This window comes from Alistipes sp. Marseille-P5061 (genome assembly GCF_900290115.1).
Classification (GTDB): domain Bacteria; phylum Bacteroidota; class Bacteroidia; order Bacteroidales; family Rikenellaceae; genus Alistipes; species Alistipes excrementigallinarum.
Genome location: NZ_LT985748.1, coordinates 271,180 through 286,463, shown reverse-complemented (window position 1 = coordinate 286,463; position 15,284 = coordinate 271,180). Strand labels below are relative to the sequence as shown.

The 15,284-nt window shown below is 58.9% G+C and carries 12 protein-coding genes and 1 tRNA gene; 3 read left to right on the top strand and 10 right to left on the bottom strand.

What is annotated here, in order from left to right:
- Nucleotides 1–481 precede the first annotated feature (481 nt).
- The 10 genes from C8267_RS01120 to C8267_RS01075 form a co-directional block, all read right to left on the bottom strand.
- Nucleotides 482–2,293: a fimbrillin family protein gene (locus tag C8267_RS01120; RefSeq protein WP_106633357.1), complete on the bottom strand. Its 1,812-nt coding sequence runs from the start codon at nucleotides 2,291–2,293 to the stop codon at nucleotides 482–484.
- A gap of 22 nt (nucleotides 2,294–2,315) precedes the next feature.
- Nucleotides 2,316–3,881 carry a fimbrillin family protein gene (locus C8267_RS01115; protein WP_106633725.1) on the bottom strand — a complete coding sequence of 522 codons (1,566 nt, stop codon included), beginning with the start codon at nucleotides 3,879–3,881 and terminating at the stop codon, nucleotides 2,316–2,318.
- Between the two features lie 20 nt (nucleotides 3,882–3,901).
- Nucleotides 3,902–4,786, bottom strand: a complete 885-nt coding sequence (locus C8267_RS01110) for a FimB/Mfa2 family fimbrial subunit (RefSeq protein WP_106633724.1) — start codon at nucleotides 4,784–4,786, stop codon at nucleotides 3,902–3,904.
- Nucleotides 4,787–4,804: 18 nt separating this feature from the next.
- Nucleotides 4,805–5,917, bottom strand: coding sequence for a DUF3575 domain-containing protein (locus C8267_RS01105; protein ID WP_106633356.1), 1,113 nt, complete (start codon nucleotides 5,915–5,917; stop codon nucleotides 4,805–4,807).
- Between the two features lie 157 nt (nucleotides 5,918–6,074).
- Complete coding sequence (locus C8267_RS11150; RefSeq protein WP_106633355.1) at nucleotides 6,075–6,218, bottom strand: AraC family transcriptional regulator; 144 nt, start codon at nucleotides 6,216–6,218, stop codon at nucleotides 6,075–6,077.
- Between the two features lie 472 nt (nucleotides 6,219–6,690).
- Nucleotides 6,691–7,908: a site-specific integrase gene (locus tag C8267_RS01095; protein ID WP_106633291.1), complete on the bottom strand. Its 1,218-nt coding sequence runs from the start codon at nucleotides 7,906–7,908 to the stop codon at nucleotides 6,691–6,693.
- 249 nt (nucleotides 7,909–8,157) lie between these two features.
- Nucleotides 8,158–8,234: transfer RNA gene (locus tag C8267_RS01090), tRNA-Asp, on the bottom strand.
- A 56-nt stretch (nucleotides 8,235–8,290) separates the two neighbouring features.
- Nucleotides 8,291–8,827, bottom strand: coding sequence for an RsmD family RNA methyltransferase (locus tag C8267_RS01085; protein ID WP_087360375.1), 537 nt, complete (start codon nucleotides 8,825–8,827; stop codon nucleotides 8,291–8,293).
- Nucleotides 8,818–9,366: a hypothetical protein gene (locus tag C8267_RS01080; protein ID WP_106633354.1), complete on the bottom strand. Its 549-nt coding sequence runs from the start codon at nucleotides 9,364–9,366 to the stop codon at nucleotides 8,818–8,820. The genes C8267_RS01085 and C8267_RS01080 overlap by 10 nt, the downstream gene beginning before the upstream one ends.
- A 37-nt stretch (nucleotides 9,367–9,403) precedes the next feature.
- Nucleotides 9,404–10,039: a hypothetical protein gene (locus C8267_RS01075; protein ID WP_106633353.1), complete on the bottom strand. Its 636-nt coding sequence runs from the start codon at nucleotides 10,037–10,039 to the stop codon at nucleotides 9,404–9,406.
- Nucleotides 10,040–10,081: 42 nt separating this feature from the next.
- On the opposite strand from C8267_RS01075, the gene C8267_RS01070 reads away from it, so the two are divergent.
- From C8267_RS01070 to mutS, 3 genes are all read left to right on the top strand, one after another.
- Nucleotides 10,082–11,497, top strand: coding sequence for an ATP-dependent DNA helicase (locus C8267_RS01070; RefSeq protein WP_106633352.1), 1,416 nt, complete (start codon nucleotides 10,082–10,084; stop codon nucleotides 11,495–11,497).
- A gap of 35 nt (nucleotides 11,498–11,532) precedes the next feature.
- On the top strand, nucleotides 11,533–12,153 hold the full coding sequence (locus C8267_RS01065; RefSeq protein WP_106633351.1) for a uracil-DNA glycosylase family protein: 621 nt from the start codon (nucleotides 11,533–11,535) through the stop codon (nucleotides 12,151–12,153).
- 261 nt (nucleotides 12,154–12,414) lie between these two features.
- Nucleotides 12,415–15,051, top strand: coding sequence for a DNA mismatch repair protein MutS (mutS, locus tag C8267_RS01060; RefSeq protein WP_106633723.1), 2,637 nt, complete (start codon nucleotides 12,415–12,417; stop codon nucleotides 15,049–15,051).
- Nucleotides 15,052–15,284: the final 233 nt, after the last annotated feature.

Here is a 15,284-nt window from a genome sequence, read left to right as displayed (position 1 = left end):
CTCTTGCAGAGAATCCTAAAATAAAAAAAGCCTTGTAAACGATAGTTTACAAGGCTTTCATCTGTTTCTACGGAACTTCGGGCTTTCTTACTGCCCTTCTCTTCTCCTTCTCCGGCCCCCTCTCTGGCGGTGCGTAGGGGAAATGAACATTTGCCCACACCAGAAAGATTATCAGCAAGATACGCAATTACAAAACGTTGTCCACCGATTAGGTGTCTTCACAATCGCATCGAATTACATTTTGCTTGCCTTGTGCTCTTTTACGACCTAAAAGTAATCGTTTTTTCAGAAAAAAGCAACTGCCGCTATCTTGGTGCGCAGGTGTAAGAAATACAGCCCACTGACCTTGCGGTAGCGGGCTGCGGTGTCTGTATGATGTTACCGGGCACAATACTCCCGCCCGGAATGGGAGTTCCTTTCTTTATTGGGGTTATACTTCGGTTTTTTTCCGTTTCAAGCGGAACTTTTCCCGCCCGACGGTTTACTGTTCTTTCTTCAAGGTAGGCAGGCTGTTTCCGTCTTTGAGTTCGTACTGCCAGCCTTTACCGCTCAGGGCGGCGTTCATGTGGGCAAGGGCATTCTGCCAGAGGCCGTCCGTCACCTGTGTGGTTCCGCCGGTACCTACCTGGTCTTCACCGATGCCTTGTTCCTGACCGTTGCCTCCCCAGTAGCAGGCGGTGATGATACCGCCACCAGACATGGAGCCCTTGAAGTTCCTTCCCGCCACGCCGCCTGTGGTTCCGGTCGGGCCGCTGACATCTCCCTTGGCATGGTAGCAGGCAGTCAGGATGCCTAAATTGTTGCTTCCCGTTACGCCGCCTACATAGATGGTGCCGCTTCCGCTACCGGTCACGCTGCCCGTGGCATAGCAGGCGGTCAGGGTGCAACCTCCGTTGTATCCCACCACGCCGCCGGCATGGGAGTTGTTCGTACCGTCGTTTTCAACGGTCACGTCACCCGTGGCGTAGCAGCCGGTCAGGGAGGCCCCACTATTCGTTTCTCCCGCTATGCCGCCGGCAAAGATCACGCCCTTCACTGTGGCCGAGGAGTTGCACCCGGTGATGGAACCGCCCCATTGAGAGCCCACCACGCCACCTGCGAACGTTGTGCCGCTGACGCTGCCCGACACCGAGCAGTTTTCAATGGTACCCCAGCTATCTCCTGCCACGCCGCCGGCATAGCCCGAACTGTTGTCGCTTGTTATCTGTACGCCCTCCAGCACCACGTTCTTCACCGTGCCGTTCTCGTCGATATCTCCGAACAGGCCTGCATATTTATAACTTCCCGTAACGGTCAGCCCCGTGATGGTCTTGCCATTGCCGTCGAAGGTGCCGGTGTATGCTTTGTTATCATCTTTGCCTATCGGTGTCCAGTCGATGCCCGTCAAGTCGATGTTGTCGGTCAGGGTGATATTGATGCCTAACTTCCATTCTTCGTTCACCAGTTCGGCGATGTTCTTCAGGCCCTCGGCGTTGTAGACCTCGTAGGTCTTGCCGTCCTCAGATACGGTGTATCCCGGGTCTTTTGCCGCGGCGAGGGAGACGGTGTAGGTATATTCCTCGCCCGCCTGCCAGTGGGTATCGCTCTGCATCTTATAGACGAAGACCTTGCCGTTGGTGAAGGCGCAGGTGATGAAGGCCGTGCCCGTTGCCACACTTTGCGGGGCTACGAGGGCGGTGTAGGTGTCACCGCCCTTGTCATACGGGGCGATTTCGGCCGGGTTGCCGTTCTCGGTGGAGAGGCCGGTCAACTTGACGGACGCCATCCCCTCGGTGTAGTCCGTCAGGATGACGGTGACCCGCGCCGTGCGGTGGGTGAAGCGGAGCGTGGGGTTGCCGTAGCTCACCGGCTGGTTCTCGGCGGAAATAAAGTCGCTTCCCTCGAAGTCAGTCGGCGAACTTTGGTCGGCTCTTACCACCACGGCAGGCGGGGTGGTCTCGCCTTCGGTGTAGGGCCACCACGCCGTGACGGTGATGTCATCGTGGTTGGTCCAGTAGTGCGGGTCATCGGAGGTCAGCATGGCGCCGGTGCGGTCGGTGGTGGGCGTCACGTCGTACGCCTTCACCGTGCCGTCCATCCTGACTGCCACGCTCTGCACGCCCTCCCAGTCGCCGTCCACCGGGGCACGGGTGCCGGCGGTGGCGGTCGCCGCGGGGTTCAGCCCCGTGGCGGTGAAGACGATGGGTGTGCCTTCCGCCCCTTCCGGCAGGAAGCCCGCTTCGTCCCGCGTGCAGGCGGTAAAGCCGAGCAGCAGGGCGAGGGCTGCGGATATATGGATGGTTGTTCGTTTCATGATGCGTGTTGTTTAGGGGTTGTTATTGTTTCTTTTGCAGTACGGGCAGGCCGTCGGTGCCGCGTGCCCACTGGTAGTCGTTGCCGGTGAGGGCGGCGTTCATGCCATCCACGGCTGTCTGCCATTTCACGATCACGCCGTCCACCTTCGTAACATCTACCGTTCCTCCTTGATTATGATATACACCTTGCCCGGCATTGCCTCCCCAATAACAGGAAGTTATAGTACTGTAGTTATAATCTACTATAGCTCCACATTCATTCTCTTTCAATGTGCCGTCGAACCAGCAAGCGATGATACTGCCATAATTTGAATTGGCTATACCACAAGTTGTACTATATGCGGAAATATTTCCCGTCACGGAGCAGGCAATGATTTGACCATTATTTTGAGACACTATTCCAGCTGCTCCTCCACTATTGCCATACAGATTCACATCTACGAGTTGTAGGTTCTTTATCACTCCATCTTCATTTAATAGACCAAAAAGCTCAGTACAACTTGCTGATAAGCTTAATCCCGTAATGCTGTGCCCTTGCCCATTAAAGATGCCGGAGTAACCTGGCCATATGCCTATCCTTGTCCATTCCTTACCCGCCATGTTGATGTCGGCGGAGAGGGTACAATTTATCGATTGGTCTTTTTGTGCAGCTTCGTTCCATGCCAGCAGGCCGTCTGCGTTATAGACCGTGTAGGTCTTGGTGGTGGTGTCGTAGATGTAGCCCAAATCCTCGGCTGCGCCGCTCTCGCCTTGGCCGGGTTCCCAGCCGCCGATGGTGCAGCCCTCCAGCGTCAGGCCGGTGGCGTTCACCTTGACGGTGTAGGTATAGCGGTTGCCCGCCTCCAGCACGACGTCGTTCTGCGGGCGGAAGTAGAAGTTGCCGCCGCCAAGTTCCACGCGGATGAACGGCTCGCCTTTCGCAACGGTCTGCGGGGCGGTCAGTGCCTCGTAGCTGTTGCCGCTTGCGTGGTAGGTCTGGATGGCGGTCGGGTTTTCGTTATCGGTGGACAGGCTCACGAGGCTCACCGTGGCACCGTCCACGCTCGTGAATCCCGTACCGGGTTTCAGTTCGATGGCCATGCGTGCCGTGCGGTGGGTAAATTCAAGAGTCGGGTCGTCAAATTCCACCGTTTGGTCGATGGCGGAGATGAAGTCGCTGCCTTGGAACGCGGCCAGCGTGCTCTGGTCTCCGGTCACCTTCACGGCAGGCATCCGTGTGATGTCTGTATCATCGAGGGGCCACCATGCCGATACGGTAATCGGGTCGCGGCTGGTCCAGTAGTGCGGGTCGTTCTCGCATGAGAGCGTGGCGCTCTTGTATCCGTCGGCATCCGTAGCCGTTACGGTGTATTCCTTTACTGCGTCGCCCGTCTTGAGTGCTACGGTCTGTACGCCCTGCCAGTCGCCGTCCACGGTGGCACGGGTGGATGGAGCTGCCTGTGGCGTTGCCTCTACGGACAGTCCGGTGGCACGGATGACTACGGGATATTCACCTTCGGGCAGACGATTGTCGTCAGCCGGTTCGTCCTGTGTGCAGGCGGCCAGTGAGAGGGCGAGTGCTGCAAGTGCAAAAAATCTTGTCTTCATTATATCGGTCATTTTATCAGTTACAAATCTGCGTCTACTTCACCATTATCTATTTCTTCCCAACCTGATATGGTGGCCCCTTGGATTTCCACTTCATCTGGTGTTTCCAGCGTTCCGCCGAGGGTCATCGGTTCGCTCTTCGCGGTGTTGAAGGCCGCGAGGGCTTCCGTAAGGTCGCTCTCCAGCGTGGTGGGGGCCGGGTTGCCGTCAGCATAGCGGATTTCACCCGTCAGCAGCTGCTCGCCGCCCGTGATGCCCAGCAGCCGCACCGTGGCTTTCCACTTGCCGGCATCGGCCCCCGAGGTAATCCTGGTGAAGGGCAGCACGACGTTCGAAGCGGCTCCGTAGGTATCGGTTGCGAAGTCGAGCGTTCCGGCCACGCCCGAGATGCTGGCCTCAATCTCCGTGATGCGGTGGGCGGCGTCGCCCGTTGGTTCGACGACAAGCGTCAGTTCGCGCACCTGCTGCCGCATCGCGGCGGTAAACGGGTAGTCGGTGTCCTTCTCAATCGACACCTGTTCGGCATGGGTGAAGAACCACCCCGGGGCGTTGTCGATGAAGGTGCCCGTCGTCTGGCTGCCCGAGGCCGGGGCGACGGTGGCCGTGGTGCCGCTCACGGTGATGCCCTCGGCGGGGTTCCACGCCACGAGGGTGTAGCTGCCCGGCGCGAACAGATGGTCGGGGGCGTGGGTGGCGGCGGTCTCCGTACCCGTATAGTCGCCCATGGCGATTGTCCACGTGGCGGGGATGTCGATACCCTCGCCGCGGGCCGACCAGTCGGCCGTGACGGTAATCTTGCCGTGGTTGGGGTGCGGCGTGTTGTAGAGCGTGTCCTTGACGCAGGAGGCGGTCAGCAGCGCGGTGGCTGCGGCGGCCAGAATCGGAATATATCGTGTTGGTTTCATATCGTCGTCCTCCATGGTTTAGAAAAGGTTCCACTTCAGGGTGATGCCGGCATGAACGGGGCCCCACCAATCCCTGGTCTCCGAGCCGTGGCGCACGCGCACGCCGTCGATGACCGTGTATTTCTCATAGTCGGCGTTCAGGTATCCGAGCCCGAGCGAGAAGTCGAGCGAGAGGCGCTTGCCGAGCGGCAGGATGTAGCCTCCGGTCAGCCCGCCGCCCAGAAGGTCGCCCTGGCGTCCCGTCTCGGAGAACTTGAAGTTGAAGGCGCCGGTCTTGAACATCAGGCCGAGGTAGCCGCGCCGCGCCTTACCCATATAATAACGCACCTCGGGAGCCACCTCCCAGAGGGCGTAGCGGCGCTGCTTGTTGTTCCACGACCACGAGGTCCACGAGCCGCCTACGCCCAGGCTCCAGCGGTCGGAGATGCGCCACTCCAGCCCGAGGTCGGGCGTCAGCGTCGCCCAGCGCAGCAGGTTGGCCCGCAGGTCGAGGCCCATGGCGCAGCATTCACTCTCCTCGGGCTCTTCGGCCGCGGGGGCGGCAGCGGCAGCCTCCTCGGCGGCCCGGCGTGCCTCTTCTTCTGCTCTGCGGCGCTCTTCGGCGGCGGCCCGCTCGGCGGCAAGGCGCTCCTCTTCGGCGCGCTTCGCGGCCTCCAGACGCTCGGCTTCGGCCTTCTCGGCAGCGCGGCGGGCTGCAAGCTCGGCCTCCGACGGAGTGGCGGGGATGACGAGGCGCACGGTGACGAAGTTGCCTTTGTCGGCATGGTTTTTCGTTGTGAAGCACTCCTCGGTGAGCCCGCCGCGGAGAATCATCTCCGTCTTCACGCGGTTGGAGCGCGTCTTGGCCAAGGCGAGGTTTTCGGCCTCCGAGGGCTGCGAGGTGCAGTAGCCGTCGACCAGAACGGGAACGGAGCCCTCCGTGATGGCGGCCTTGTTTTGCGCGATGCAGGCCAACAGACGGTCGAGCTCTTCGCCGTTGCCGTTCCACGGGATGTAGAACATGTCGTCGCCCGCCACGAAGCGGAAGGTATACTCGGCCGGGGCAGGGTCGGAGGGGTTGTCTGCCGTCTGGCCGAAGGTTGGGCCCGCGAGGAGGCCCAACGCAAACAATAGGGTCAGCAATCTATTCATGGTATTGGAAATTTTGTTCGGATGGAAGCCGGGAAGCCTGGTTTCGGGACATGGTTCGAGAACAAAATTAACAGAAAAACCGGAACTGGAAAGTTCCGGCCGCCAATTTTGTCGTTTAGGCAAGAAAAATTGTTGTTTAGGCAAGAATTCGGGGCCGTCAGAGGCCGGCCGGAGTTACCAAATGGAGTTCTCTCCACCCTGCGTCTTGCGCCAGTTGGATGGGTGAGCCCCCCCGGGTCTTGAACATGCGGGTGAAATGGCTGGGCGAGACGAAGCCTGCGGCCTCGGCGATTTCGGTGATGTTGAACCCGGGGGGGCAGGAGCATCACAGTAGAAGATTCCCGAAAAGGATTATGGCCTTGCATGGCCGACAACCGCGCTTTTTAATCCCTGAAGATTCTCGTAATATTGCAGCGGAGAATCCGCCCGTGATTTTTCGTTTCGGAGATGCTCTTTCGGGAGAGGAATTGTCCTCTGCGAATGCCGGAGCAGTACCCGCCGCCTGACGGGAGCGAGGTGTACCTTTGTCCGACAACCGGCGGTTTGTCCGACAAAGGTCCTCGCTCTGCGAGGCGGGCGGTGTTCTCCCAAGTCGAACCCCAAATCATCCATCGAATAACCTGTCAGCGAAAGCACAACCCTCTATCTCAAACTCCGAGTTACAAATACTCGTTCCGGCTCAACGAGGAGCCAAGTTAACCGGAAACAGCCGAGGTACTACGTTGGAATAAAAACCGGGATATTTCCCGTTGGTTCAGCTCTCCGTCATTGGGCTACAACGCCATATTTTCGGCGACGACTTCCATGTCGCGCATAATCGACGAGTCGAGGACCTTCGCATAGCGGCGCGTCATGTTGACGTTGGCATGGCCGAGCATCTTGGCAACGTTGTCGATCGTCGCGCCGCTGGCCAGCGTCAGGGTTGCGAACGTATGGCGCGCACAATGAGTCGACAGATTTTTGGGGATGCCGCAGATGTCGGCCAGCTCCTTCAAGTAGGAGTTCATCTTCTGGTTGCTGCATACGGGAAGCAGCACGCCGCGCGTCTGGCAGTAGGGGTGTTCCCTGTAACGGTCGAGGATCTTTTGCGCCTCGTCGAGCAGCGGAATGTTGCACATGTTCTTGGTCTTCTGCCGCGCCTTGCGAATCCAGATCTTGCCGTGGATGTCCACCACGAGATGCTCCGCCTTGAGCTGTTGCACGTCCGTAAAGGCCAGCCCCGTCAGACAGCAGAAACAGAAGATGTCGCGGACCTGCGCCAATCGAGGGATCGAGATCTCCTTGTGGAGCATCGACAAAAACTCCTGTTTCTCCAAAAAAGGTCGGTCGACCGGCTCCATGTGGATATGTTTGCCGTGAAACGGGTCCTTCGGAACCCATCCGTTGCTTTGCGCAATGCGGATGATCTTCTTGAAGTTTTTCAGATTCTTCATCACCGTATTGTGAACGCATCGTCTCTCGGTCTTCATGTAGAACTCATAATCCTCGACCAAATGGACCGGCAATTCGTCCAGATAGAGATCCTCGGAGCCATACTCCTTTAGCAGAAACTCCCCCGTGATGCGCATCAGACTCTCGTAACGCTGTACGGTCGATGCGGTGAAGTCGATTCCGATCAAAGCCCGGCACCGTTTGTTGTGTTCCCGAAAGACCTCCATCAGGGTATGGCGTTCGGGAAGGTCCTTGCCCAGGTAGCGATCCATAATCCCCGTAGCCGTAATCTCTTTCCCTTCTGCCTCCAGCGTGCGTCGCGTTTGCGCAATATTGAACGAGATGGCCTCCAGCAGCCGGTTAATCTCACGGCCTTCCCGGTTGTTTTCCACAGCCTTGCCTCGGGATTGATTCCAATACCGGGGCAAGATGCGGGCCCGAGCACAAACTTCGGCACGTTGGCCGTTGACTGTGAGGCGTACATAAATCGGCGCTTTCCCTTCCTTGTCGATCCGGGTCTTGCGCAGGTAGTAAATCAGCGTGCAGGTTGTCCTTTCCATAACATCGTATTTACAGGTTGCAAAATTACTTTCAAGAGCCTTTTGCGTCAAGATGAAATACGATGCAAATCAATGAGTTAAATGCTTATTCGGTGGACGATTCGGCCCTCGGAAAAAGTCCACCGATTTGGACACCAGAAACCGGTTGTTTTTTGCTTTCTCATGCAGATAATCCAAAAACAAAAAAACCTCGTAAACTGCTCGTTTACAAGGCTTTTGCTTTTGTAGGACCTTCTTTGGCCCTCTCTCTGGCGGTGCGTAGGGGACTCGAACCCCTGACCCCGTGCGTGACAGGCACGTATTCTAACCAGCTGAACTAACGCACCCCTTTCGGTATTGCGAGTGCAAAGGTAATGCATTTTTTCAATTCTGCAATACCTTGCTACGCTTTTTTGAAGAAAGAAAACTGCACGCTTCCGTAACTCCTTAACTGCCAGAAGCAGGGATGTGCGGAAAAATCGTGCTGCTTCGAGTGTTCGAAAATCAGCATTCCCCCTTCGCGCAGCAAATCGCCGCCGAGCACCAGGTCGATGACCCGTTCGCTCCCCTCCAGGTCGTAGGGGGCGTCCGAGAAGATGATGTCGAAGCGCTTCGTGCAGCTCTTCAGGTAGAGGAAGACATTGGCCTTGACGACATACATGTTGTCGATGCCGAGCTGCGCGGCCGTCTGACGGATGAAGTTGTAGTGCACCGGATTGATTTCGACCGACGTGACGCTCCGTGCTCCGCGCGAGGCAAACTCGTAGCTGATGGAGCCCGTGCCGGCGAAGAGGTCGAGTACGTCGCACTCCTCGAAGTCGACCAGATTGCCCAGCACGTTGAAGAGGTTCTCCTTGGCAAAATCGGTGGTCGGCCGTGCACGCAGGTTGCGCGGCGGGTTGATGGCACGTCCCTTGTATTTTCCGCTGACTATTCGCATACGATTCGTTTGTAGTATCCCTTGAGCAGTTTGCGCAATGCGGCGCCGCCCTCCCCCTCTACGTGCAGCTCGTAGTCGGCCGGCGGGAAGATGCCGGCAAGGCGTTCAACGAAGTAGAGCACGTCGGCGTCGTTTTCGGCCCGTATGACCTCGGCCAGCTGCAGGATGGTGCGGTAGACCTTCACGTAGAGCAGCGAGCCGCAGCGCATCATCCAGACGGCGTTGCCCGAGAATTTCGGCTGGTGGAGCAGCGGCGAGGTGAAGCTGAGCCGCTCGCCGTACTTCGCATGCAGGGCGTCGAGCACCGCGCGGTCGATGGCCATCACGGCCACCGTCTGCTGCTGCGTATCGCTCCACACCGCACACTCGCCCTCGAGTGGTGCGAGCCCCTCGGCGGCAAGATAGCTTGCGGCCAGCTCCCCGGCAAAGGCCTCGCGCGGGACGAGCATCGTGCGCGGGGTGAGCGGCTCGAAGCCGAGCCCTCCGGCCTCTTCGGCCGCAGGAAGGCTCTCTACCGAAAAAGAGTGTCCATCCAACATGAGCTGAATGGACACTGTCTTATCGGGAGAGTTTCCGTTATTCCCAGTTACCTGCCTCATTGTTACCGGTTTCCATCGAACCGAACTTGATGCCCGGGTAACGCTGGAGGTTGTGGACATCGTTGTCGATGAGGTTGATGATATCCTGACGGAACTCAACCGTGTCGAGATACATCTTGTAGGGAGCGCGGCACTCCACAACGGGAATCATCACCTTCGACTCGGTCGTGATGATGCCGGCCTCCATGATGAACTGGGCCTTGTTGTCCGTGCCGGGGATGTAACGGAGGTTCTCCACATCGGCGCGTGAGAGCTTCTTGGGTGCGAATACGGTATCGATGACTGCGACCTTGAACTTCTGGACGTTCTTGCGGCCGGACTTCTTCAGCATGGCCATGGCAACCGAGTCGTCCTCGTCGACAATCTTGCGCTCGAGCTCGAGGGAGTCGTTGAGCACGAAGGAAATCAGCGTATCAAAGCTGCCGGTAAAACGCTGGTACTTCGACTTGAAGGAGCGCTGAGCCGTACGGATGTCCTTGATGCGGTCGATGACCTGAGCATTCCGAACTTTCACTTCGTCGTCAAAGCGAATCGGGGTCGAAATCTGGTCGTAGATTACATAGACCAGTCCCAGGATGACTACCCCCAGAATAATTTGAGCAATTCTTTTCATTTTAAATATTTGTTATTAAGTTTGTCGCAAATATGCCGGTAAATGCTTAATACACGTATTGCGACCCAAATTTACGCCAAAATTTGTTTTGAAGCAACTTCTGGGCAAAAAAAAATCGTAGAAAAGTTATCCGATTATCTTGCAGATGACGATTTTTCGAAGATTTTCGTGCTCAACGGATATGCGGGAACCGGCAAGACCACGCTCATCTCGGCATTGGTCGGAGCGCTCCACGAAATGGGGATGAAACCCGTCCTGCTGGCCCCCACGGGGCGTGCCGCCAAGGTCCTCGCGCAGTATGCCCACGAGAAGGCGCTGACCATCCACAAGCGCATCTACCGGCAGCGGACCAATGCCGACTACGAATCGAAATTCTCGCTCAATCCCAACCCAGAACGGGGGGCCGTCTTCATCGTTGACGAGGCCTCGATGCTGGCCGACATGCCTGGCGGCGATGCGCTGTTCGGCAGCGGCTCGCTGCTGCAGGACCTGGTCGACTATGTCCGCAGCGGGCGCGGCTGCCGGCTCATCCTGGTGGGCGACAACGCGCAGCTGCCGCCCGTGGGGTGCGATTTCAGTCCGGCGCTCGACCCGCAGGCGATGTCCTCCTACGGCGAGGTGGTCTACGGCACGATGGACGAGGTGGTCCGCCAGGAGGCGCAGTCGGGTATCCTCTTCAATGCCACGCTCGTACGCTGCATGCTCGAGCAGGGAATCTACGAGATTCCGCGTTTCAACATGGATTTCCCGGATATCGTCGCACTTGAGGGCGGCGACTTCCTCGAGACGCTGCAGGACTGCTATGCGCGCTACGGGCGCGACGAGTGCATCGTCATCACCCGTTCGAACAAGCGTGCGAACCGTTATAATAATGGTATCCGCTACAACGTGCTCTACGCCGAGGAGGAGATTGAGAGCGGCGACATGCTGATGGTGGTCAAGAACAACTACTACTTTACCGAGCACGACAAGGAGTGTCCGATGAGCTTCATCGCCAACGGCGACATCGCCTGCCTGAAGCGGCTGCGGCGCTTCGAGGAGCTCTACGGCTTCCACTTCGCCGAGGCTACCCTCTCGTTCGGCGACTACGACGATACGGAGCTCACCTGCAAGGTGCTGCTCGACACCCTCTCGTCGGAGTCCCCCTCGCTGACGCGCGAGGAGAGCACGCGGCTCTTCTACGAGGTCGAAAAGGACTACCTCGACATCCGCAGCAAGCTGAAACGCTTCAAGGAGATTCGTGAAAATCCCCACTTCAACGCCCTGCAGGTCAAGTTCGCCTATGCGGTTACCTGCCACAAGGCTCAAGGCGGGCAGTGGAAGGCGGTCTTCGTCGACCGCTGCATCTTCGGCGACGAGCCGATGACGCGCGACATGCTGCGCTGGCTCTACACGGCTCTCACGCGGGCAACCGAACGGCTCTACCTGGTCAACTTCGACGAACGCTTCTTCGAATAGAAAAGGTGCATTTGCGCGCAATATATTGATAAACAATGAATAAACAGGATATACCTCAATCCGCGGAACAGGCCTCGGAGCCCGTCGTCGAGCGCCATCCGCTCGAACCCTTCCTGCCCGAAAATGCCCGGCTGCTAATGCTGGGGAGCTTCCCGCCGCCCCGCCGGCGCTGGTCGATGGAGTTCTACTACCCCAACCTCCAGAACGACATGTGGCGCATCTTCGGCTACCACTTCTTCGGGGAGCGCGACCACTTTCTGACCCCCGACCGCAAGGCCTTCGACCGCGCACGGCTCGAGGAGTTCCTCCGTACGAAGGGGGTCGCCCTGTACGATACGGCCTGCGAGGTGATTCGCCTGAAAGGCAACGCATCGGACAATTTTCTTCAAGTTGTGCGTGAAACTGACATCCCGGCCCTTATACGCCGGCTGCCCCACTGCTGCGCGGTGGTGGTGACGGGTCAGAAGGCCGCCGAAACCCTCTGCCGCAAGCTCGGCATCGCGACGGTTCCCGAGGTAGGCGGTTCGCAGCCCTTCACGCTTGACGGTCGCCGGCTGCAGCTCTGGCGCATGCCCTCCTCGTCGCGCGCCTATCCCCGTCCGCTGGAGTGGAAGACCGCCCACTACGCCCGCATGTTCGACGAGGTCTTCCGGTAAGATATCTTCCAACAGGTATTTACTTCCGATTATCTAAAGCTTCGGTTCGATGCGGTCGGCGTCGCGCACAGCCGGCCGATGCCGGGTGGCGCGTTCCGATGCGCCGGGAGGAAGCGGCTTTTCGTGCAATTTTTCGGCGGGGCATTTTGACCGGCCGGCAAAATCCGCTATCTTTGTAGGAACTATTTTTTGAAGAAAAAGACCGTGGCAAAGAGCGAAAAAACGAAGGCCGACAACAAGCAATATGTCGAAACCCCGCTGATGAAGCAATACTACTCCATCAAGGCGGTGCACCCCGATGCAATCCTGCTGTTCCGCGTGGGTGACTTCTACGAAACCTTCGGCGAGGATGCAATCCGTGCCAGCGGCATTCTGGGCATCACCCTCACGCGGCGGGCCAACGGCGCGGCGTCGTATGTCGAGCTGGCCGGCTTCCCCTACCACGCCATCGACACCTACCTGCCCAAGCTAGTGCGTGCGGGCGAGCGCGTCGCCATCTGCGAACAGCTGGAGGACCCAAAACTGGTCAAGGGGCTGGTCAAGCGCGGCGTCATCGAGCTGGTGACCCCCGGCGTGGTCCTCGAGGAGAACATCCTCTCGAACAAGGAGAACATCTATCTGGCCTCCATCTATTTCGGCCGCCAGTCGACCGGCGTCGCCTTCCTCGACATCTCGACCGGCGAGTTCTACGTCTCTGAAGGGAGCGATTCGTACGTCGACAAGCTGCTCTCGAACTTTGCTCCGAAAGAGATTATCTACCAGCGTGGTTGCGAGGAGCACTTTACGCAGGCCTTCGGGTCGAAGTACTACACCTACCGCCTCGACGAGTGGGTCTTTTCGGAGGAGGTGAACCGCGAAAAGCTCTGCCGCCAGTTCGGCACGCAGTCGCTCAAGGGCTTCGGCGTGGAGCACTTCACCACGGGCATCTCGGCGGCGGGAGCCATCCTCCACTACCTCGAATTCACCGAGCACAAGAACATCGGCCACGTCACCTCCATCGCCCGCATCGACCAGAACGACTACGTCTGGATTGACAAGTTCACCATCCGCAACCTGGAGCTCTTCTCGACCAACGGCGCCGCGGGCCGCAAGAACGGCTTTGCCGACGTCATCGACCGGACGCTGACCCCCATGGGCGGCCGTCTGCTCAAGCGGTGGGTGGCCATGCCCATCAAGGAGCCGGCGCGCATCAACGAGCGGCTCGACATCGTGGAGCTGCTCACGCGCGAGGGGGAGTTCGCCGAGGCGCTTCGCGAGCAGCTGGAGGCCGTGGGTGACCTCGAGCGCATCGGTTCGCGCATCGCCGCCGCGCGCATCACCCCGCGCGAGCTGGTGCAGCTCAAGAATTCGCTCTCGGCGGTCGAGACGCTCAAGGTGCTGCTGCAGTCGACCGATGCCGACCGGCTCCACCAGCTTGCCGAGCGCATCGACCCCCTCACGGAGGTGCGCGACCGTCTGGCGCACGACATCTACCCCGACCCGCAGAACAACCAGATTCAGAAGGGGGGCGTCATCGCCGACGGGGTCGACGCCGAGCTGGACGACCTGCGCCGCATCGCGCTCCACGGCAAGGACTACCTCAATCGCATCCAGCAGCGCGAGAGCGAGGCAACGGGCATTCCGTCCCTCAAAATCAGCTACAACAACGTCTTCGGCTACTATATCGAGGTGCGCAACACCTATAAGGACAAGGTTCCCCCGACGTGGATTCGCAAGCAGACGCTCACCAGCGCCGAGCGCTACATCACCGAGGAGCTCAAGGAGTACGAGGAGAAGATTCTGGGGGCCGAGGAGCGCATGCTTGTCATCGAGCAGCGCATCTACTCCGAAATCGTTGCCTATGTGGCCCGTACGCTGCCCCAGCTGCAGCGCAATGCAGCCACCATCGCCGGCATCGACTGCCTGCAGTCCTTTGCGCGCATCGCCTGCGAGCGTCACTACGTGCGTCCGGTATTGGACGAGGGGCGCCGCATCGACATCCGGCAGGGGCGTCACCCGGTCATCGAGACGCTGATGCCCGTCGGCGAGCAGTATGTCCCCAACGACGTGATGCTCGACGACAAGGAGCAGCAGATAATGATGATTACGGGTCCCAACATGTCGGGTAAGTCGGCGCTGCTGCGCCAGACGGCGCTCATCGTGCTGATGGCCCAGATGGGCTCGTTCGTCCCGGCCGAGTCGGCCCATATCGGCATCGTCGACAAGATTTTCACGCGCGTCGGCGCTTCGGACAACATCTCGCAGGGCGAGTCGACCTTCATGGTCGAGATGCTCGAGTCGGCCAGCATCCTGAACAACATCTCGGACCGCAGTCTGGTGTTGCTCGACGAAATCGGCCGCGGTACGAGCACCTACGACGGAATTTCGATTGCGTGGGCCATGGTCGAATACCTCCACAACCACCCTACGGCCCGCGCCAAGACGCTCTTCGCCACCCACTACCACGAGCTCAACGAGATGGAGCAGATGTGCCCGCGGGTGAAGAACTACCACGTGGCGGTCAAGGAGATGGGCAATACAATCGTCTTTCTGCGCAAGCTTGAGCGGGGCGGCACCGAGCACTCGTTCGGTATCCACGTGGCCCGCATGGCGGGCATGCCCCTCTCGGTCGTCGCCCGCGCCGAGGAGATTCTGCGCAACCTCGAACTGGTCTACGGCAACAACGAAATTGTTCCCAGCCGCAGCCTCAAGGAGCGGGGGCGCAAGGCCTCGGCCCATGCCGTGCGCGAGGCGGCCGAGAGCCCTTCGCCGCAGAACATGCAGCTCTCGATGTTCCAGCTCGACGACCCGGTGCTGGTGCAGATTCGCGACCAAATCAAGGGGTTGGACATCAATTCGCTGACGCCCATCGAGGCGCTGAACAAGCTCAATGAAATCAAGAAGATAACGGGTCTTTGACGCTCGTTGTCAGCGGGTTGCCTTTGGTGCAATGCAAAAAGAGAGGAGTCCGGCCTGTTTGGCTGGGCTCCTTTCTTTTTTGAAGAATGGCATCTGGCGGCCTGCGCGACGTCGGGCCTGCGCCTTGCGGCTTTGTGGGGCTGTTTTGCGCCTTGCGGTTTTGCAGGGGGGGGTATCCCGATGCTTCGGGGGCTCCGACGTTTCGGTACCCTGGCTTCCTGATATTCCGAGTT